Here is a 20,884-nt window from a genome sequence, read left to right as displayed (position 1 = left end):
GCCCGCGATGCCGTCCGAGGGGAACAGCATGCTTCACGAACAGATCGCCACCGCACCGGCGGAAAGCCTTGCACGGCAAGCGCAGGAACGCAGCTTCCGCAGCCATGACGGCACCGAGATTTTCTACCGTTTCTGGCCGCCTATAGCGCCCAAGACAAAAGCATCGGCCGAGGCCAAGGGCGCGGTCATGCTCTTCCATCGCGGCCACGAGCATGGCGGCCGAATGGCGCATCTCGTCGACGAACTCAGCATGCCGGACTACGCTTTCTATGCCTGGGACGCGCGCGGCAACGGCCGCTCCGCCGGCGAGCGCGGCTATGCTCCGTCCTTTGCCGCACTTGTGCGCGATATCGACTGTTTCATGCGCGAGATCGCCGCCAAGGACGGTTTTGCCGCACAGGATATCGCGCTGATAGCGCAATCCTTCGGCGCCGTGCTCGCCGCTGCCTGGGTGCATGACTATGCGCCGAAGCTGCGCGCCATGGTGCTCGCCTCGCCGGCCTTCTCGGTCAAGCTCTATGTGCCCTTCGCCAAGGAAGGCATTGCGCTTTGGCAGAAGCTCAAGGGGCGCTTCTTCGTCAATTCCTACGTCAAGGCCAGCCTGCTCACCCATGACCCGGTGCGCATCGACTCCTTCGAGAACGATCCGCTGATCACGCGGCCGATCGCGTCGAACATCCTGGTCGAGCTCTACCAGCATGCCTCGCGCATCGTTTCCGATGCCCGCGCCATCACCGTGCCGACACAGCTTCTCCTGTCCGGCAGCGACTGGGTGGTGCGGCATGGCCCGCAGCACGAATTCTTCGTCAATCTCGGCAGCCGCATCAAGGAGCGGCATGTGCTGCCGGGCTTCTTCCACGACACGCTGGGCGAACGCGACCGCGCCAAGGCGCTCGACCTGATCCGGCCGTTCATCGAAGGGCAGTTTGCTTCGCCCGCCGAAGCCGTCGACCTGAAGCAGGCGGACATTGCCGGCTATACGCGCGACGAGGCCGACCGCCTCGCCTCGCCGCTCGATCTCCTTTCGCCCAAGGGCCTCTACTGGGCGATGAGCCGCGCCTCCATCCGCATCGGCAGCTGGTTCTCGCGCGGCATGAAGATCGGCGTCGGCACCGGCTTCGATTCCGGCTCGACGCTGGATTATGTCTACGAGAACGAGGCTCGAGGGCTCGGACTGATCGGCCGCATGGTCGACAGGACTTTTCTCGACGCCATCGGCTGGCGTGGCATCCGCCAGCGCAAGCTCAACCTCGAGGAACTGATCGGCCAGGCTTTGGCTACGCTGAAGGCGGCCGGGCGGCCGGGCCACGTCCTCGACATCGCCGCCGGCCACGGCCGCTACGTGCTCGACGCCATCGGCAAGAGTGCCGAGCAGCCGGCCAGCGTGCGCCTGCAGGATTATTCCGACATCAATGTCGAGCTCGGCCGCAAGCTGATTACTGAGCGGCAGATGCCGGCGAGCGTCTCGTTCCGGCGCGCCGACGCCTTCGATGGCGATGGGCTCGCCGCGCTGAACCCGGCGCCGGACCTCGCCATCGTCTCCGGCCTCTACGAGCTGTTTGCCGACAATGCGCTGATCGCCCGCTCGCTCGAGGGCCTCGCCCGCGCCATGCAGCCGGGCAGCCTGCTCATCTACACCAACCAGCCCTGGCATCCGCAGCTCGAAATGATCGCCCGCAGCCTGACCTCGCATCGCGGCGGCCAGGCCTGGGTGATGCGGCGGCGCACGCAAGGCGAGATGGACCAGTTGGTCGAGGCGGGCGGCTTCGAGAAGCTCGACCAGCGCATCGACCAATGGGGCATCTTCACCGTCTCGCTGGCAAGGCGGGTTTAGGAACCGCCCACGCATGCCGACCAGTGCCGAGCCCCCGTCACGTTCCGCCAGCCCAGCCGCCGAGCCCTATGGACGCGTCGTCCTGCGGGCAGCGCTATGGCTCGCGTTCCTCGCCCCGTTCTTCTATTCGACCTACGGCTTCGCCAACTGGCTAGCCTCGACTCGCAATCAAGTCGGCAGCATCGTCTTCTCCTGGGAACACCATGTCCCGTTCCTCGCCTGGACGATCGTGCCCTACTGGTCGATCAACCTGTTCTACGCCCTGTCGCTGCTGCTCAACGACAGCCGGCAGGGCGTCGACCGGCTGGCCGGCCGCTACCTCACCGCGCAGGTCGTCGCCGTCTCCTGCTTCATCCTGTTTCCGTTGACCGCCACCTTCGTGCGGCCGGCAACCTCCGGCCTGCCCGGCTTCCTGTTCGCCGTGCTCGGCGGCTTCGACAAGCCGTTCAACCAGGCCCCTTCCCTGCATATCGCGCTTCTGGTGATCATCTGGGATCACTGGCGCCAGCGCCTTTCCGGCGCTTTGCTGGCGCTCTGGCATTTGTGGTGCTTCCTGATCGGCGCCTCGGTCCTGACGACGTGGCAGCATCATTTCATCGACATCCCGACCGGCGCCCTGCTCGGCCTCTTCGCGCTGTGGCTCTTTCCCGCCAAGGGCGAGCTGCCCTTCTCCGGCTTCCGCCTGACCGCTGATGGCAAGGCGCGGCGCCTTTCGCTCTACTACGCGCTGGGCGCTGCCCTGGCGCTCGCTGGCGCATCCGTCTGCGCCTTCTTCTCGGCTGCCGCGCTTGTGCTTTTGTGGCCTTCGCTGGCACTGGCCATCGTCGCTTTCGGCTATGCCGGGGCCGGGCCAAAAGTGTTCCAGAAGACAGCGGACGGCCGCGTGTCGCTGGCAAGCCGCGTCCTGCTCTGGCCATACCGGCTGGGCGCCAGGGTCAATATCTGCGCCTGGACGCGCAAGCTGCCGCCGGTGGTTGCCGTCACCGACGGCGTATTTCTCGGGCGCTTTCCCGACGCTGCCGAAGCACACGCCTTCGGCACGGTGATTGATCTTGCCGCCGAGTTGGAGCGGCCGCGCGACGCGCCGGGCCGCTGGATCAGCTTTCCCATGCTCGATCTCCTATCGCCACCCGTGGACACGCTCGACGAGGCGGTGGCGGCAATCGAGCCGGCCCGCCGGCAAGGCAAGGTGCTGGTCTGTTGCGCGCTCGGCTTCCAGCGCAGCGCCACGGTCGTCGCCCGCTGGCTGGTCGCCAGCGGCCGTTCGCACACGCCGGCGCAGGCGCGCAAGCAGCTCGCCGCCTCCGGCCGTCCAGTGCATCTTCAGCTCGGATTGGACGAGCCGGTATGAGCGACGACGCCTATCAGCGCAAGACCGCCGCCTTTGCCGCCACGCTGATCACGCAGGCGGCGTGGCCGGGCGCCATCGTGATCGCCGGCGACAGCATCGCGCCACTGGTCGCCTCGGCGCGCGGCGCGCTCCATGCGCCGCTTGCGGTGCTGGCGCTGCTGGTCGCGGCGGCGAGCGCGGTCGTTGTGCTCGGGCTCTCGGCGCTTCTCCTCTTCGATGCGCTGCTGTTCCGGCTGATGGCGACGCATGGCGACGAGATTTCCGGAGGCGCCGCGGTCGACGACATGCTGAGCCGCATGCGGCTGAAGCCCGCTCCGCCAACGCCGCGTCCGCTTGACGACCGCATCGCTGGCACCCGCCGCCTGCTTACCCGGCAGCGCGTCGCCTTCGCGGTGTTCGTCGTCGCGTTCCTCACCGCCGGATTCTGGATGCCCAGATGAGCAAGCTTTCGCTGCGCACTTACACGCTGTTGCAGACAGTGACCTCGGTCGGCCTTTCGGCGATGGCCTGGGCGGTTACCGGCGTGCGGCCGATCTGGAGCGGCAGCGAGCCATCGGACCGGCAGCGCATCTATTTCGCCAACCACACCAGCCATGGCGATTTCATCTTGCTGTCGGCCTGCCTCAGCGAGACGGAGCGCGCCAAGACGCATGCGATCGCCGCGGCCGAATATTGGGGCAAGTCGCGGCTTCGCCGCTTTATCGCGCAGGACATGCTGTCTTCCGTGCTGATCAGCCGGCAATGGACGAGCGAAGCGGAGCACCCGATCTCGATCATGCTCTCCGTGCTCGACCAGGGTCATTCGCTGATCATCTTTCCGGAAGGCACCCGCAACACCAGCGACGAACTGCTGCCTTTTCGTTCCGGCCTCTACAATCTGTCGATGGCGCGGCCCGACGTCGAGCTGATCCCCTGCTGGATCGAGAACATGTCGCGCGTGTTGCCCAAGGGCCAGTTCCTGCCGGTGCCGCTGCTTTGCCGCGTCGTGTTCGGCGCCCCGGTCGCGGTGGCGCCGGGCGAAGAGCGGCGCGCCTTCCTCCAGCGCGCCCGCGCCGAGCTCCTGGCGCTCAATCCGCGCCCCGACCGAGACGATTGATGCGCCACGAAATCAGCATTCTCATCATCGGCCTCTTCGTTGTGCTGAGCACCGCCAGCGTCACCGCCGCCATCCTGTCGGCGCGCGCGCCGAAGCCGCTCAGTTCGACGCTGGTCAACCTCAGGCAGCGCATCAATGCCTGGTGGGTGATGGTGGCGCTGATGACGGTCGCCTTCTTCTTCGGCCGCTACGGCATGACCATCCTGTTCGCGCTTATCTCGTTCGCGGCGTTGCGCGAATTCGTGACGCTGACGCACAGCCGCCGCAGCGACCATTGGGTGCTGCTCGGCATGTTCGGCATCGTCATCCCCTTCCAGTACTGGCTGGTGTGGACAGCCTGGTACGGCCTCTTCGTGATCTTCATCCCGGTCTACTGCTTCCTGCTGATGCCGGCGATCACGGCGCTGCACGGCGATACCGAACGTTTTCTGGAGCGTGTCTCGGCGCAGCAATGGGCGATCATGATCTCGGTCTATTGCGTCAGCCACGTGCCTGCCTTGCTGACGCTTAACGTGCCTGGTTTCGAAGACCGAAACCTGCTGCTCATCGCCTTCCTGATCATCGTCGTGCAGGGCAGCGACGTGCTGCAGTACATCTTCGGCAAGCTGTTCGGAAAGCATCGCTTCTCGCCGAATGTGTCGCCGTCGAAGACCTGGGAAGGGCTGATCGGCGGACTCGTCGCGTCGAGCCTGCTCGGCGCGCTGCTCTCCTTCATCACGCCGTTCTCGCCGCTGCAGGCCTCGGCCGTCGCCTTCATCGCCTGCACGATGGGGTTTCTCGGCGGCCTCGTCGCCTCGGCGATCAAGCGCGACCAGGGCGTCAAGGATTGGGGTCATCTGATCGAAGGCCATGGCGGCATGCTCGACCGCACCGACAGCCTGGTCTTCGCCGCGCCGATCTTCTTTCACATCGTGCGCTATTTCTGGACGGTGTGAGCACCCGTTTCAGCATGTGACGGCAGCGACCCCAAAAAGGCTGCCTCACCCAAACATCGGAAAATTTTCAGAAACCGTTCGGGATTTCGCGCCGCCGAAATCGCAAAACGTTCTGGCCGGCGCAAGACAGCCAAAACACCAATTTGCCTCGCAGCCAGCACGATTTCAGCCTGCCGCGTCCTCCCAAGCGCGGCCGCAAATTTGGGCATGGAGACAACATGATTGCCGCACCCTTTCGTAACAAGCCGCTGAGGCACCGCCTGATCGCCGGCTCGATCGCCGCCCTCGCCTGTGGCGCCGCCCTGGTCTGGCATGGCGCCAGAAGCGAGGCATCGAACGCCGCACCGGGCACGCCCGAAACCAAGCTGGTCAAGGCAGTTTCGGTCTCGCCGGCACCCGCCATGGATAACCGCGTCGCCATCGGCGAGATCAAGCCAAGGCTGGAGAGCGATCTCGGATTTCGCGTTTCCGGCAAGCTCATCCGGCGCATCGCCGAGGTAGGCGCGACAGTGAAGAAGGGCGAGGTTCTCGCCCGCGTCGACGACCAGGATTACCGCAACCGGCTGGCCAGCGCCGAGGCGGACGTGGCGGCGGCCGAGGCCGTTGTTGTCGAAGCCCGCGCCGCCGAAACACGCATCAGCGCCCTGCTCGCCAAGGGTTTTACGACACGCGCCAACCATGACGCGACGCTGAAGAATCTGCGCTCGGCCGAAGCCAAGCTGAAATCGGCGAACATCGCCTTCGCGATGGCCAAGGACCAGCTCGGCTATACCGAGTTGCATGCGGAGTTCGACGGCATCGTCACGGCCACCGGCGCCGAAGCCGGCCAGTCCGTCAATGTCGGGCAGATGGTGGTGCGCGTCGCCGATCCGAAAAGCCGCGACGCGGTGTTCTCGATCGCGGAAGCAGCCTTTGCCAGCGACCAGCGCGGCAAGCAGATCCCCGCCGTCACCGTCTCGCTGCTCAGCAATCCGGCGATCTCGACGACCGGCACGGTGCGCGAGATCGCGCCGATGGCCGACGCCGCCACCCGCACCTTCCAGGTGAAGGTCTCGCTCGAGAACGCGCCGGACGAGATGCACTTCGGCGCAAGTGTCGCCGGCCGCGTCGAGATCGCGGGCGCGCCGGTCGTGACCCTGCCCGGCAGCGCGCTGTTCGACAAAAACGGCCAGCCGGCCGTCTGGGTGGTCGGCGCCAGTTCGGCGGTGGAGCTGAAGCCTGTCGCCATAGCCCGCTACGAAACCGACCGCGTTGTCGTCAGCGACGGGCTCGCCAAGGGCGACCGGGTCGTCACCGCCGGCGTAAACCGGCTGCGGGAACACGAAAAAGTTCGTATCGTTGAGGGAGAAGGAAAATGAGCATGTCCAAGACAAGAGTCCTGATCGCCGGCGCCGGCCCGACCGGTCTGACGCTCGCGCTATGGCTGACCAGGCTCGGCGTGCCGGTGCGCATCTTCGACAAGGCCGCCGCTCCCGGCGAGACATCGCGGGCGCTGGCCGTCCAGGCGCGCACGCTGGAGTTTCACCGCCAGATCGGCATCGTCGACGACGTGCTTGCCGAGGGCGTGAAGATCGAACGGCTCACCGTGCACACGCCGGCCGGCGTCGCCGCGAGGCTGCCGCTGTCGGATTTCGGCCGCGGCGTCAGCCCCTACTCCTTCGCCTTCGCGCTGCCGCAGGACATCCACGAGCGCGTGCTCATCGCGCATCTGGAGCGCGCCGGCGTCACGGTCGAGCGGAGCACCGAGCTCGTCGCCTTCCAGGACAGAGGTGACGCGGTCGTCGCGACCTTGAGCAAGGAAGGCCGGACCGAAACCGTCGGCGCCGCCTATCTTGTCGGTTGCGACGGTGCCCACAGCGCCGTGCGCCATGGGCTAAAGGTCGGCTTTCCCGGCGGCGCATACAAGCAGTCCTTCTACGTCGCCGACGTAAAAGGGCGCGGCGAAATCACCCGCAACGGCATGGACACGACGGTCAGCGCCTATGGCTTCGCCATCGTGATGCCGGTGCGGCAGTCCGGTTCAGTCCGGTTGATCGGCATCGTGCCGAAGGCGCATGAGACCGACGAGACGATCAGTTTCGAGGCGATCCGCGCCGATGTCGAGCGCGACACCGGTGTCACGGTCGACGAGGTGAACTGGTTCTCGACCTACCGCGTCCACCACCGCGTGGCCGAGCGCTTCCGCGTCGGGCGCGTGTTCCTCTGCGGCGATGCCGGCCACATCCACAGCCCGGCCGGCGGCCAGGGCATGAACACCGGCATGGGCGATGCTGTGAACCTCGCCTGGAAGCTCGCCGCCGTGGTCCAGGGCCGGGCCGATCCGCGCCTGCTCGACAGCTACGAGCCGGAACGCATCGCCTTCGCCCGCAAGCTGATCGAGAGCACCGACACCGCTTTCCGCTTCATCACCAGCCGCTCGCGGTTCATAGGGCTGTTCCGTCGCTATCTGATGCCGAAGATTTTAAACGCGCTGCTCCACACCTCTTCCGGCTCGCAATTCTTCTTCGGCGTGATCTCGCAGGCGGCGATCCAATACCGCGCCGGGCCGATCAGTGCGGGTACGGCGGGCAAGGTCAGCGGCGGCGACCGCCTGCCCTATGTCCTCGGCCCCAACGGCGACAATTTCGAGCCGCTGCACTCGCTCGACTGGCAGGTCCACGTCTATGGCGAGGTCACCTGCGATTTCCGGGCGATGCTGGCATCGACCGGCATCCCGGTTCACGCCTTCGCCTGGTCGGACGCGACTGAGAAAGCCGGCCTGCAGCGTGACGCCTCCTATCTGGTGAGGCCCGACGGCCATGTCGCGCTCGCCTCGCCGGTCCAGGAAGCGGCCGTCTTCCAGCGCTATCTCGCCGGTCTCGCCATCAAGCCGAGAACGGCGGAGCGCGCGCCCTACCGCGTGCCGGGCACCATGCACAGCCTGGCCTGACCAGCGACAGTGCCCGCCCATGGCGGGCGCTGACCGGAACCCATCCATTACCTGTTTTGGCCAGCCGGCAGGAGCCGGCGGAACGCGCCTTCGCGCGCGCCGAGAGGGATTTTGTCATGACCAGCTTCAATCTTTCCGAATGGGCGCTGCGCCACCGCAGCTTCATCGTCTACCTGATGATCGCGGCCGCTCTCGCCGGCCTCTATGCCTATCGCGGCCTCGGCCGCGAGGAGGACCCGCCCTTCACCATCAAGACCATGGTAGTGAAGACGATGTGGCCAGGCGCCAGCACCAGCGAGACGGTCGAGCAGATCACCGACCGCATCGAGAAGAAGCTCGAGGAGCTGCCCGACCTCGACTACGTCAAGAGCTACACCAAGCCCGGCGAATCCGTCGTCTTCGTCAACCTCAAGGACACGGTTGCCGGCGACCAGGTGCAGCCGCTCTGGTACCAGGTGCGCAAGAAGCTCAACGACATCAAGCCGACGCTGCCGTCCGGCGTGCAGGGTCCGTTCTTCAACGACGAGTTCGGCGACACCTATTCGCTGATCTACGCGCTCACTTCCGACAGCCTCAGCCATCGCGAGCTGAAGGATATGGCGACCACCCTGCGCGCCGGGCTGCTTACCGTGAAGGACGTCGCCAAGGTCGACCTGATCGGCCAGCAGGACGAGAAGATCTATCTCGAATTCTCAACGCAGAAGGTGGCGGCGCTCGGCCTCGACGTCGGCACGCTGACGCAGGCGCTGCAGGCGCAGAACGCGTTGACGCCGAGCGGCACGGTCGATGCCGGCCCCGAGCGCATCGCCATCCGCGTTTCCGGCTCCTTCACCTCTGCAGAGAGCCTGAAGGCGATCAACTTCTACGCCAACGGCCATTACTTCCGCCTCAGCGACGTCGCCGAGGTCAAGCGCGCCTATTCCGACCCGCCGCAGCCGATGTTCCGCTTCAACGGCAAGCCCGCCGTCGGCATCGCCATCTCGATGACTTCAGGCGGCGACGCGCTGGCGCTTGGCGAGAACATCAAGGAGAAGATGCGCGAGATGGAGGCCGAGCTCCCGCTCGGCGCCGAGCTCGGCATGGTCGCCGACCAGTCGCATGTGGTGGACGAGTCCGTCGGCGAATTCACCAAGAGCCTCGGCGAGGCGATCTCCATCGTGCTCGCCGTCTCGCTGCTGGCGCTCGGCTGGCGTCCGGGCGTCGTCGTGGCCGTCGCCATCCCGCTGGTGCTGGCGATCACCTTCGTCACCATGGAGTATTTCGGCATATCGCTGCAGCGCATCTCGCTCGGCGCGCTGATCATCGCGCTCGGCCTTTTGGTCGACGACGCGATGATCGCGGTCGAGATGATGATCGCCCGCATGGAGGAAGGCTACGACAAGATCTCGGCCGCCACCTATGCCTACACCTCGACCGCCTTCCCGATGCTGACCGGCACAGTGGTGACGATCGCCGGTTTCGTGCCGGTGGGCTTCGCCAAGAGCGGCGCCGGCGAATACTGCTTCTCGCTGTTCGCGGTCGTGGCCATCGCGCTTGTCGTCTCCTGGGTGGTGGCGGTGTTGTTCACGCCGCTCACCGGCGTCCTCCTGCTGCCCGACCGCATCAAGGGCCATGGCGGCAGCCATCAGCCGTCGCGCATCGCCCGTGGCTTCCAGACGCTGCTTGAAGCCGCCATGCGGGCGAAGTGGCTGGTGCTGTCGGCGACCGCCGGGCTGTTCGCGCTCTCCGTCGTCGCCATGGGCTTCGTCGGCCAGGAGTTCTTCCCGAAGTCCGACCGGCCGGAGGTCATGCTCGATCTCACCTTGCCGCGCACCGCGTCGATCAAGTCGACGGATGAGGTGGTCGAGCGTGTCGAGAAGCTGCTCGCCGCCGATCCTAACATCGACCACTGGAGCTTCTATGTCGGTCAGGGCGCGGTGCGCTTCTACCTGCCGCTCGACGCCCAGCTTGCCAACGACTTCTTCGCCCAGGCGGTGGTGGTGACCAAGGGCCACGCCGTGCGCCAGGCGGTCATCGACCGGCTGGAGAAGGAGCTGTCGACCGGCTTCGACGACGTCATGACCCGCGTCACGCCGCTGGAGCTCGGCCCGCCGGTCGGCTGGCCGCTGAAGTTCCGCGTCTCGGGTCCGGACCCGGACAAGACGCGCGGCCTCGCACAGCAGTTCGCGCAGGTGCTGGGCAGCGACGCCGCGGTGCGCAACATCAACTATGACTGGAACGAGCCTGCCAAGGTGATCATGGTCGATGTCGACCAGGACCGGGCGCGCGCGCTGGGCATCTCCTCGCAGCAGCTGTCCGAGACGATCAACGCGATCCTGTCCGGCTCGAAGATCACCCAGATGCGCGACGACACCTACCTGATCGACGTCGTCGCCCGTGCCGTGGACTCCGAACGCGCCAGCATCGACACGCTGCGCGGCCTGACGATCAGCGCTTCAGGCGGACGCCGCGTGCCGCTCGAACAGGTGGCGAAGCTCAGCTACCAGACCGAGCCGCCGCTGATCTGGCGGCGCGGCCGCCTGCCGACCGTGACAGTGCAGGCCGACGTGGCCCCCGGCGAGAACGCCACCGCCGTGTCGAAACGGCTGGGGAGCGCCATCGCCACCTTCAAGGCCGGGCTGCCGGCGCGCTACAGCGTCGAACAGGGCGGCGTGATCGAGGACAGCGCCAAGGCCAAGGCCAGCATCTTCGTGGTCTTCCCGCTGATGCTGTTCATCATGGCCACCGTACTGATGATCCAGCTGATGAGCCTCCAGCGCCTGGTGCTGGTGCTGCTCACCGCGCCGCTGGCCATCATCGGCGTCGCCGGCGCGCTGCTCATCTCCGGCGCTCCGATGGGCTTCGTGGCGATCCTCGGCGTGATGTCGCTGATCGGCATGGTGATCCGCAACTCGGTCATCCTGATCGCGCAGATCGACCAGCATATCGCCGCCGGCGAAGAACCCTGGGCGGCGGTGATCAGCGCCACCACGCACCGGCTGCGGCCGATCCTGCTGACGGCGGCGGCCGCCATCCTCGGCATGATCCCGATCGCGCCGACCGTGTTCTGGGGACCGATGGCCTATGCCGTGATGGGCGGGCTGATGGTGGCGACCGTGCTGACGCTGGTCTTCCTGCCGACGCTCTACGTCGCCTGGTTCCGCATCAAGGCGCCGGAACCAGCCACCGCAATAGCCGAGCCGGTCGCGGCCGCTGAACCGCAGCCGCTGGCCGCCTGAGCAGATCTCGTCGTCGCCGACAGGCTAATCGGCGGCGACACCACAACCGCGGGCACGGCGCTCGTGGCTCACCTGGCGGCACAGGCGGGTTCGGCCCGGCTTGCCGCTGCATCCTCCCCCAAGACTTCAACCAACTTCTGGAGAAACCAACATGCCCATGAAATCCTTCAAGAAATACCGCTCGGCAGCCGCCCTGCTCGCCCTCGCGCTCACCACCTTCGAGATCGTCGGCAGCGTCGTGCCAGCGCTGTCGCTGGTCGGCACCGCCGAGGCCCGCATCGGCGCGCCCTGGACGCCGCGCAGCGCTGCAGGCGTTGCCCGGCGTACCGCCACGTGGCGCGTGCTGCGGCACACCACGGCCTGGGTCGCCACGCTGCCCGCCGGCTGCGTGCGCACCAAGGTCAACGGCTTCGACGTGTGGCGCTGCGGCGGCACCTACTACCGGCTCTATCAGGGCCGCTACATCGTGGTCGTGGCCGATTGATCCGCCTCGGGCGGAATCTCGCCGAGGGCAAGTCTGACGCCTTCGGCGAGATGCTCGGCATCGGCCTGGTTCTCGAACGGCACGCCGCGCAAGGCATAATCGAGCGGCGAGAACGGATCGCCCTCGCCGATGAGCGCGATCTGCCGCCGCGCCTTTTCCATCTCGCCCATCTGGGCATAGCAGGCCGCCAGCCGCGTGCGGATCCACGGGGCCGGACGCGTCGCCAGCTCCAGCGCGTCGGCCGCCTGCCGGTATTCCCCCATCATATAAAGCGCCAGCGCGCGGTCGAACTGGTACCAGTGCGGGTGCAAGGGATCGATGCGGATACCGCGCGCCAGCCAGGTCAATGCTTCAAGGGGCCGGCCGCGCATGGTGAGCAGCATGCCCATCTGCTCGATGCTGTCGGCATCGTAAGGGTTTAATTGCAGCGCGATGCGCATGTGATGCTCGGCCGCTTCGTGGTCGCGCATATAGAGGCGGATCAGCGACTGCACGCGGTGTCCCGTCGGTTGGTCGGGAGACAGCGCCAGGCCCTTGTCGGCAAGGTCGCGCGCATTTTCCAGAACGGCATCGCTGGCGCGCCCGAACTCGCCGTCCAAGGCCCGCACCAGCCCGAGATAGGTATAGGCAAGGCCATAGTTCGGATCCTTGGCGATCGCGGCCTCGAACAGGGCTTCGGCGCTTCGCTGGTCGGTCTGGGCGGGATCACGCAGCATCGCGAAGCCGCGCAACAGCAGCTCGTAGGCGGCAAGGCTGGTGACGGGCTTGCGTGACGCCTGCTCCAGCCCGGCATTGGCGACACGGGTGACCAGCCGGCTGACGATCTGCTCGACGATCTCGCGCTCGATCGCAAACAGCCCTTCGCCATGCGATTGGAATCGGTCGCCCCAGAGCTGGCTGCCGGTGGCGATGTCGACGAGGCTGACGGCGACCACGACATGCTCGCCTTGCCGGCGCAGCGATCCTTCGACCAGATAGTCCGCACCGATGCGGGCGCGGATCTGCGGCCACTCGGCGCGGCCAAACGAGGCGAAGGAGAAGCTGGAGTTGCGTGCCAGCACCGTGACCGTGCCGAAGCGCGCGACACCGTTGATCAGGTCCTCGGCGAAGCCATCGACCATCGCCTCGTCGGCCGGATCGCCGCTTTCATTGCGGAAGCGCACCACCGCGACGATCGGCTGGGTGCTGATCTCCGGCGCTGCCTCGGCTTCCGCGGCCAGCATGTAGCCTCGCTTGGAGACGGTGCGCACCATGTCGTCGCCCAGCACCTTGCGGATTTCGCGCACCGACTGGGTCAGCGAATCCTCGGTGACGTAGACGCCCGGCCACACGACATCCATCAGTTCCGATTTCGGCACGACGCGGCCCATGTTGCGGGCAAGATGCGAAAGCAGCGCGAAAGCCTTCGGGCGCAGGAAGAGCGGCTCGCTGACGCCGCGCAACGTGCCCATGGTAAGATCGAGCGTGAACCCGCCGAACCGAAATATCTGATCGGTCGCCGTCGTCATCGGGACACCCCTTCCCGCGTACCCGCAGCGTCGATTCCACTTCGACGCTGCATGCTCGAAGCGCATTATTGCCCAGTGCGCAATTTCGATCAAACTCAATGCCGGCGCGGCCGATAGGATCGGCCCGCCAAATGCGAGGAACCATGAACCCGACCGAGAAAGCGCTGTGGTTTGTCGAAAGCCATCTGCCGGACGCCATCAGCCTCGACGAAATAGCGCAAAGCAGCGGCGTGTCGCGCTTCCATGTGACGCGCGCTTTCGCCGCCGCCACGGGGCGGTCGGTCATGGGCTACATGCGGGCGCGCCGCCTGAGCGAAGCGGCGCGCCAGCTAGCCGGAGGCGCGCCCGACATTCTCTCGGTCGCGCTCGACGCCGGCTACGGTTCGCATGAGGCGTTCACGCGGGCTTTTCGCGATGCGTTCGGCACCACGCCGGAGCTGGTGCGCGCGCAAGGCTCGACCCGAAACCTCGATCTTGTGGAGCCTATCCTCATGGACAGTTCGCTTCTCACCACGCTCGAGCCGCCGCGCTTCGAGACCAGCTGCCCATTTCTCGTCGCCGGGCTCGGCGAGCGCTACAGCTGCGAGACCAGCGCCGGCATCCCGATGCAGTGGCAGCGTTTCGCGCCCTATATCGGCAACATTCCCGGCGAGGTGCCCGGCGTGTTCTACGGCGTGTGCATCAATGGCGACGACGCCGGCAATTTCGATTACATCGCCGGCGTCGAGGTGACGGATTTCTCCGACCTGCCGAAGGGCTTTTGCCGCGTGCGGGTGCCGGCGCAGAAATATGCGGTGTTCGCGCATCGCGAGCACATCTCGACCATCCGACGCACCGTCAACACGATCTGGAACAAATGGCTGCCTGCCTCCGGCCACGAGATCGCCGACGCACCGGAATTCGAGCGCTATGGACCCGAATTCGACGCGCATACCGGCAATGGCGGGCTGGAGATCTGGGTGCCGGTGAAGGGGTGATCCTCACTACAAATCCAGATCCCACGTTTGCCCGACCAGATCCTTGCCAAAGGAATGGTGGCGCTCTTCGTCGACCAGCTTGAAGCCCGCCGCCTGGTAGATGCGGCGGGCGGAGCCCAGTATGTCGTTCGTCCACAGCGTCAGGGTCCTGTAACCCTTGGCGCGGGCGAAGGCGATGCATTCGTCGACCAGTCGCCGGCCGATGCCGAGGCCGCGCGCCGAGGGCTCGACATAGAGCAGCCTGAGCTTCGCCACCTTGGGCGATTTGCGTACGACGAAGACCGAACCGACCACCTCGCCTTCGCGCTCGGCAATCCAGGCGCGTTCCCACCTTGGATCGAATTTCTTGACGAACTCGGCGAGGATCTCGGCGACCAGCGCCTCGTAGGTTTCGTCCCAGCCATACTCCTCAGCGTAGAGCATGCCCTGGCGGCGCGTGATCCAGCCGATGTCGCCGACCTGCAGCGGCCGCAGGATGTGGGGCACCTTGGGTTCGGGCCTCTCACCAAGCAGGTCCTGCACGGTGCGCATGGCCTTGACCAGCCGCTCCTGGTCAGCGGGCGCCAGACGATCGAGCAGCGCGCGCACCTGGTCGTGCGAATCCTGGTTGAGCGGCGCAAAAGCCTCGCGGCCCGCCGTCGTCAGCGCGATCGAAGACCGGCGCGCGTCCGCCTCGCTGGCCTCGCGCTCGACCAGACCGCGCTCCTCGAATTTCTTCAAGAGGCGGCTCACATAGCCCGGGTCGAGACCAAGGTCGCGCACCAGATCGCTGGCGACGAGCCCCTCGCGATGGGCAAGCTCATAAAGCACCCGCGCCTCGGTCAGCGAGAACGGGCTCTTCAGAAGGCTCTCGTCGAGCAGGCCGATCTGGCGGGTGTAGAAGCGGTTGAAGGCGCGCACGGTATCGATGCGCTCCTTGCCAGGGTGGTCGTGGATGGTCATCGGGATTCCTCCTGTCCTGGACAAGATCAATCATTTAGTTGACTGAGTCAATAAATCCGACGATCGAGACGTTACACGACTTCGTCATTCCAGGGCGGAGCAAGGAGCGAAGCGACGCGCGCAGACCCTGGAATCCATTCCGTGACGGTGGTCAAGCGCGCTGCGCCGCAGAACGAAATTCTGGGCCTGCATCAGGTGCCAAGGATCCAATTCGTTGCATAGCGGAAAGGTAACGGAATGGATTCTAGGGTCTGCGCTCCGCTTCGCGTCGCTCCGACCTGGGATGACGACCTCCCGCCGGCGCCAGTCGCTGGCGCCTAGACGTCCTACCCCATTGGCAGCACCGGCCAGAACTCGACGATCCGCCCGCCGGCAAATACCGCGATCGCACCGAAATGCTGCAGCACGGCCTCGCTCTGCGTCGGCCGCAGGAAGGCGTAGTCGCCGGGCTTCACATCCGCGCTTGCCGGCAAGCCCATGAATTGCTGGTTGGATGATAGTCCGATCAGGCCGTTCTGCTTCATGCCTTCGGGGAACACCGGTTCGGCCATCCACTTGCCGCCATAGAGATAGCAGCCCTTGCGCGGGAAGAGGCCAAGCGCCTGCAACGCCCTGGAAACCGCCGGGGGACCGGGCAGCATCGGATCCAGCGCCTTGAGGATCGGCGTGGCGATGAAGGCCGCCGGCTGAAAACCGCCCAGGCCGGGCGTGTCGAAGTCGCTGGGCAGGACGAAGGCCGAGCCGATCGACACTTCGTTGGCGACGCCACCGCCATGAAGCAGCGCCGTCTTCGAGCCGCCGATATTCAGGATGCGGCGCCGGTCCGGATCGAGGGCGGCGGCGAACTCCGCCGCCTTGGCCGAAGCCTGCTTCAGCGCCCTGGCCGCACCGCCGAAGAGGCCCGGTATCTCCGGCGCATGCGCTTCATAGGCCATGATGCCTTCGCAATGCAGGCGCTCCGGCACCGTCAGCGCCTTGATCTCGGCGGGGCTCGAAAAACCGCCGCGATGCAGGCCGACGTCGACCTCGAAAGCGATGCGCAACTCGGTGTCGAGCGCGAAAGCGAGTGCACCATATTCGGTCAGCCGCTCAGGCGTGTCGATCAGCCAGCAGACACGCGACCACCAGCCGGCGCTGCCTTGGGTCAGCGCTGCCCTGGCGGCGCCAACCGGCATTGGCTTGCCGTAGAGCAGATCGCCCTCGGGAAAAGCGTCGAGCACGGCCTGCGTCACTGGCGGATGGAAAGTCATGAAGCGGTTGGTGCCAAGCGCCCCGGCGATGTGCGAAAGGAGCGGCATGCAAGGCAGCGACTTGTCGACCAGCCGAATGGCAAGGCCGGGCGCCAGCCGCTCCTTCACCAGCGCAATGTTGCCGTCCAGCCGGTCGCGGTCGAGCACCAGGCAGGGCCGGAAGATCTCGGCTGCCTTCAACGCATCGGACAGGGCAGCGAAATAGGCGCTCATCATTCGATGCCGAACAGGCCGGCCATATAGGGCGACACGAAACGGTTGTCGGGATCGATGTCGCGGCGCACGGAAAGCGCGTCGTTCCAGCGCGGATAGACTTTCTTGAAATCCGCCGCCTTCAGGCTGTGCATCTTGCCCCAATGCGGCCTGCCGCCATATTTGCGGAAGATCGGCTCGGCGGCGCGCATGAAAGGCAGCGGGTCGTTGGCCGCATCGTGGTGGATGGCGATCGAGCAGGTCAGCCTCTTGTGGAAGGGCGAAAGCCAGAATTCGTCGGGCGCCACCGAACGCACCTCCATCGGGAAATAGACTTCCGGAAAGTGTTTTTCGGTCAGCGCGATGATCTCGGCCAACGCCTTCGGACCTTCCTCGTAAGGCAGGTGGTACTCCATCTCGTTGAATTTGGTTTGACGGTCGCTGGCGTAGACGTTGAGCCAGTCCTGCACATAGTCCTCCGACGGGACCTTCTTCACCGCGCCCTTGATCAGCGCGCGCCGCAGCGACGGCAGCCAGCGCAGCACGGTGCGCAGCTTGCGCAAAGTCGCCAGCCCCTCCTCGTCGTTCTCGGTCGGCCGCGGCATTGGTGCTGCGTCGCTGAGATCGCTGGCGATGAACTGGGCGTAGCCGGAAAACGGGATGTAGTAGAATTCGGCCGAGCGATGCGCCGCCATCATCGTCTCGAAATCGCGCAGCATGTCGCCGATCGGCAGCACCCATTTGCGGCGGCGCAGGCGGTAGGCCGCGATGTTGTTCATCGTCACTTCGGTGAGAATGCCGAAAGCGCCAAGCGCGACGCCGGTGGCATGGATCATATCCTGGTCGTCGGACCGGCTGTATTGGCGCAGCTTGCCTCGCCCATCGACGAGTTGCACCGCCTCCAGCTGCGTGTGGTAGGCGCCGAGCGTCGGGCCGGAGCCATGCGTTGCCGTGCCCAGCGCGCCGCCGATCGCCTGCTTGTCGATATCGCCCATATTGGGCAGGCCCTGGCCGATGTCCTGCAGGATGTGCATCAGGGCGCCGAGCCTGGTTCCCGCCCTTACCCGCGCCCGGTTGTTCGCGGCGTCGTGCGAGACCAGCCCCTCGATCTTCTCCAGCGAAACGATGGTGCCGTCGGACTGCACCAGCGGGGTGAAGGAATGGCCGGCGCCGGCGACGCGCAGCGGTCCGTGCGCCAAGCGCACCAGCTCGGCCAGTTCGCCCGCATCGGCCGGGGTCGCGATCTGCTTCGGGGATGCAGTGACGAAACCCGACCAGTTGCTCCAGGCGTTTGCCATCCTAATCCTCCCGCTCAAGCCTTACCGCGCCGGCGCGCGACCAGCACGAAGACGCCGAGCAAAAGCACGCTGGCCACAGCAGTCGCTGCGGCGAATTCGGGCACCGGGCGGAAATTCCCGGCATCGATCAAAAGCGAGGCGGCGATGGGGCCGATGGCGAGACCGAAGAGCTGCGCGGCCGGCACCAGGAGCACTGCCGTCCGCGTCTCATCGGCGGTGATTGCCATGCGGATCTGATAGGGCACGATGAAGAGCAGGATGAAGCCCATCACCAGCGCCACCGCCCAGAACACCGAAAGACCCGGGCCGGAGGCAAGCAGGACCGAGCTGATGGCCGCGACGATGCCGATGATCGTGATGGCAAAACGGTAGTCGATGCGCGCCTCGAACACCGTCGCGGTCATGGCGCCAATCACCTGCGCGGCAAGGCTCGCCGACACCATCAGGCCGACGGTGCGGCCGTCGATGCTGAACTGCGCGCCGATGGGTTCCAGAAAAGCCCAGACAGCACCGAAGAACATGAAATAGCAGAAGATCGACAGGAGCGCTGTGATCGCGGGCAACGTCGCGACGTTGGCAAACTGCTCTTCCTTGGGCAGATCGGCATAGTTGTCCGGCACCATCCAGGCGACGACCAGCGATAAGAGGCAGACGATGCCGAGCGCGATGAAGCCGCCGGCCGAGCCGACGGCGGGCACGGCATAGAGCGCGAGGATCAGCGCCAGCGCGCATTGCGCCAAAGTCTGCAGCGTGACGAAATAGCCGCCGATGCGCTCGGCCCGGCGCGAGCGGGCGATCAATTCGGTGGCGACGGCGACCAGCCCGCCCTCCGCCAGCCCGGCCAGCATGCGCGCGCCGATCAGCGCATTGGGGCTGCCGGCATAAGCGGTCCAGAAATTGGCGAGCGCGAGCAGGACGAGCAGCGCCGCGCTCTTCGACCGCATGTTCCTGGCAGGCAGCAGCATGGCCACGATCGCCGACCCAATGCCGATCGCGATCATCTCGGCGGTCGCGACCAGCGCCAACTCGTCGCCGGTGACGTGGCCCTCCGTGTAGAGCGCGCCGAGCAGCACCGGCTGCAGGCCGAGGATGAGCAGGCCGACCGAGCCGATCCACAGCGCCGAGGCGAGCTGCGATCCCGTCGGATTGCCGACAAGCCAATCGCCATCTTCCGCTTGCGCGGCTTGCGATGCAGTCACGAGATGCCTCCCTTGCAGCACGATCGAAAAGCTGACAAGTTGTCAGCATTTAACGAAACTGATACTTGATCATGTTTCTTGTCAACCGCGAATTCGCACTTTTCCGGGAAAGATGCGGGCCATGACGCAGGCGAAGCGAATAGCGACGGAACCCAGGCGCCGGCCGAAGCAGGAGCGCAGCCGCGAGCGTATCGACGCGATCCTCGCCACGACCATGCGGCTGATCGGCGAAAAGGGCATCGATGCGGTGACGATGAAGGAGGTCGGCGCGCTGGCCGGCGGACCGATCGCCACCGTCTATCATTATTTTCCGTCGAAGTCGGCGATCCTGGCGATGCTCTATGAGCGGTTTTCCGAGGAAAGCCGCGCGCGCTTCGGCGCGATCATCGCCGGGATAAACGGGCCTGGCGACGTGACGGCGGCGGCCGACCGCATGCTCGACGACTATTATGCACGCGTCGCGGCGGACCCGGCGATCCAGGACCTGCAGAACGCCATCCAGGCCGACAAGGCGCTGCAGCATCTCGACATTGCCGAGACGAGGCACCAGGCAAGGATATTCTGCGACCATGTCGCGCCGATGCTTCAAGCCGGGCAGCGCGAGGCGTTCGGGCGGGTCGTGTTCCTGATCTTCCAGCTTGCCGGCGGCGTCGTGCGGCTGGCGCTGACGCAGGACGAGGCGGAAGGCCGGCGCACGATCGACGACTATCGCTCGATCATCCACACGCAGTTGCGGCTGTTTCTCTGAGCGTGATCAGGGATCCAGCTTCGGCCCCAGGATCTCCACCAGCCAGTCGACGAACACCCTCACTCTTGGCGAAAGCTGGCGGCTCGGCGGATAGAGCACCGAGATCGGCGTCGGTGTCGGGGGATTGTCGGGAAGCACCTCGACCAGCCGGCCGGCCTCGATGTCGTCGACGTAACGGAGTTTTGGCGCCTGGAACAGCCCGAAGCCAAGCCGGACCAGCGCGGCACTTGTGTCTGAATTGGCGACGGTGACTCGCGAGGGCAGGACAACTTCTCGAACCTTGCCGTCGACGGTGAATTCCAGCGGCATCACCTGCATCGTGCGCGACGACACGAAACCGATCATCATATGGCCGGCAAGATCATCCAACGTCCGCGGCACACCGTGGCGTTCGAGATAGGCGGGACTCGCGACGGTGATCTCGCGCGCGATGCCGAGACGCCGCACGATCATGTCGCTGTCGGGAAGCACGCCCGCCCGGATCACGCAGTCGATGCCTTCACGCACCAGATCGACGAGGCGGTCCCCCTCGCCGATATGCACCGACAGGCCCGGGTATCTGGCAAGCAGTGCCGGCAGTTCCGGCAAGAGAAACGTGCGCGCCATGTGGCCATTGACGTCGACGCTGAGGCGTCCACGCATCTCGCGGGCGTCGAAGCCGCCCTCGGCGTCCTCGATGTCGGCGAGGATGCCGATACAGCGCTGGTAATAGGCCTCGCCGTCGGGCGTCGTGGTGACATGGCGTGTGGTGCGGCGGAGCAATTGCACACCAAGCCGCTTCTCCAGCTGCTTGATCGCGGCGGTGGCGCTGGAGCGCGGCAGGCCGAGATCGGCGGCAGCCGCGGTGAAGCTGCGCCGCTCCACCACCCGGGTGAAGAGCCGCATGCTGTCAAAACGATCCATGGCTGATTGTTCGCACAGAC

At 66.0% G+C, this 20,884-nt stretch carries 17 protein-coding genes; 11 read left to right on the top strand and 6 right to left on the bottom strand.

Annotated elements, in window-relative coordinates; genetic code table 11:
- Positions 1–28 precede the first annotated feature (28 nt).
- From EN862_RS17065 to EN862_RS17025, 9 genes are all read left to right on the top strand, one after another.
- The gene (locus tag EN862_RS17065; protein WP_245519612.1) at positions 29–1,834 is read left to right on the top strand and encodes a bifunctional alpha/beta hydrolase/class I SAM-dependent methyltransferase; all 1,806 of its coding nucleotides are present in this window, start codon (positions 29–31) and stop codon (positions 1,832–1,834) included.
- Positions 1,835–1,847: 13 nt separating this feature from the next.
- Positions 1,848–3,185: a phosphatase PAP2/dual specificity phosphatase family protein gene (locus EN862_RS17060; protein WP_127865428.1), complete on the top strand. Its 1,338-nt coding sequence runs from the start codon at positions 1,848–1,850 to the stop codon at positions 3,183–3,185.
- Positions 3,182–3,625 carry a hypothetical protein gene (locus EN862_RS17055; protein ID WP_127865427.1) on the top strand — a complete coding sequence of 148 codons (444 nt, stop codon included), beginning with the start codon at positions 3,182–3,184 and terminating at the stop codon, positions 3,623–3,625. Before EN862_RS17060 ends, EN862_RS17055 begins: the two co-directional genes overlap by 4 nt.
- Entirely contained in the window at positions 3,622–4,281 is a 660-nt protein-coding gene (locus EN862_RS17050) for a lysophospholipid acyltransferase family protein (protein ID WP_127865426.1), read from the top strand. The genes EN862_RS17055 and EN862_RS17050 overlap by 4 nt, the downstream gene beginning before the upstream one ends.
- Positions 4,281–5,216, top strand: a complete 936-nt coding sequence (locus EN862_RS17045) for a phosphatidate cytidylyltransferase (RefSeq protein ID WP_127865425.1) — start codon at positions 4,281–4,283, stop codon at positions 5,214–5,216. Before EN862_RS17050 ends, EN862_RS17045 begins: the two co-directional genes overlap by 1 nt.
- 218 nt (positions 5,217–5,434) lie before the next feature.
- A complete protein-coding gene (locus EN862_RS17040; RefSeq protein ID WP_127865424.1) occupies positions 5,435–6,574 on the top strand; it encodes an efflux RND transporter periplasmic adaptor subunit in 1,140 nt (379 codons plus the stop codon).
- A 2-nt stretch (positions 6,575–6,576) separates the two neighbouring features.
- The gene (locus tag EN862_RS17035; RefSeq protein ID WP_189401241.1) at positions 6,577–8,145 is read left to right on the top strand and encodes an FAD-dependent monooxygenase; all 1,569 of its coding nucleotides are present in this window, start codon (positions 6,577–6,579) and stop codon (positions 8,143–8,145) included.
- Positions 8,146–8,261: 116 nt separating this feature from the next.
- A complete protein-coding gene (locus EN862_RS17030) occupies positions 8,262–11,363 on the top strand; it encodes an efflux RND transporter permease subunit (RefSeq protein WP_127865422.1) in 3,102 nt (1,033 codons plus the stop codon).
- A gap of 151 nt (positions 11,364–11,514) precedes the next feature.
- A complete protein-coding gene (locus EN862_RS17025) occupies positions 11,515–11,847 on the top strand; it encodes a hypothetical protein (RefSeq protein WP_127865421.1) in 333 nt (110 codons plus the stop codon).
- Here EN862_RS17025 and EN862_RS17020 read toward each other — a convergent pair.
- Positions 11,823–13,355 carry a winged helix-turn-helix domain-containing protein gene (locus tag EN862_RS17020; protein ID WP_127865420.1) on the bottom strand — a complete coding sequence of 511 codons (1,533 nt, stop codon included), beginning with the start codon at positions 13,353–13,355 and terminating at the stop codon, positions 11,823–11,825. The two genes, EN862_RS17025 and EN862_RS17020, sit on opposite strands and share 25 nt — an antisense overlap.
- A 143-nt stretch (positions 13,356–13,498) precedes the next feature.
- On the opposite strand from EN862_RS17020, the gene EN862_RS17015 reads away from it, so the two are divergent.
- Complete coding sequence (locus tag EN862_RS17015) at positions 13,499–14,332, top strand: AraC family transcriptional regulator (RefSeq protein ID WP_127865419.1); 834 nt, start codon at positions 13,499–13,501, stop codon at positions 14,330–14,332.
- Positions 14,333–14,338: 6 nt separating this feature from the next.
- Here EN862_RS17015 and EN862_RS17010 read toward each other — a convergent pair whose 3' ends face one another.
- The 4 genes from EN862_RS17010 to EN862_RS16995 form a co-directional block, all read right to left on the bottom strand.
- Positions 14,339–15,274, bottom strand: coding sequence for a helix-turn-helix domain-containing GNAT family N-acetyltransferase (locus EN862_RS17010; protein WP_127865418.1), 936 nt, complete (start codon positions 15,272–15,274; stop codon positions 14,339–14,341).
- A gap of 326 nt (positions 15,275–15,600) precedes the next feature.
- Positions 15,601–16,737: an alanine racemase gene (locus EN862_RS17005; protein WP_189401238.1), complete on the bottom strand. Its 1,137-nt coding sequence runs from the start codon at positions 16,735–16,737 to the stop codon at positions 15,601–15,603.
- Positions 16,737–18,014, bottom strand: a complete 1,278-nt coding sequence (locus EN862_RS17000) for a D-arabinono-1,4-lactone oxidase (RefSeq protein ID WP_127865416.1) — start codon at positions 18,012–18,014, stop codon at positions 16,737–16,739. Before EN862_RS17000 ends, EN862_RS17005 begins: the two co-directional genes overlap by 1 nt.
- Before the next feature lie 14 nt (positions 18,015–18,028).
- Entirely contained in the window at positions 18,029–19,213 is a 1,185-nt protein-coding gene (locus tag EN862_RS16995; protein ID WP_127865415.1) for an MFS transporter, read from the bottom strand.
- Positions 19,214–19,334: 121 nt separating this feature from the next.
- On the opposite strand from EN862_RS16995, the gene EN862_RS16990 reads away from it, so the two are divergent.
- Complete coding sequence (locus tag EN862_RS16990; RefSeq protein ID WP_189401233.1) at positions 19,335–19,961, top strand: TetR/AcrR family transcriptional regulator; 627 nt, start codon at positions 19,335–19,337, stop codon at positions 19,959–19,961.
- A 6-nt stretch (positions 19,962–19,967) separates the two neighbouring features.
- Here the strand turns inward: EN862_RS16990 and EN862_RS16985 are convergent, their stop codons facing one another.
- Positions 19,968–20,864 (bottom strand): LysR family transcriptional regulator, encoded by an 897-nt coding sequence (locus EN862_RS16985; RefSeq protein WP_127865414.1) that lies wholly within the window; start codon positions 20,862–20,864, stop codon positions 19,968–19,970.
- Positions 20,865–20,884 lie beyond the last annotated feature (20 nt).

This window comes from Mesorhizobium sp. M2E.F.Ca.ET.219.01.1.1 (assembly GCF_004016445.2).
Classification (GTDB): Bacteria; Pseudomonadota; Alphaproteobacteria; order Rhizobiales; family Rhizobiaceae; genus Mesorhizobium.
This window is presented reverse-complemented; position numbering and strand designations above follow the sequence as displayed.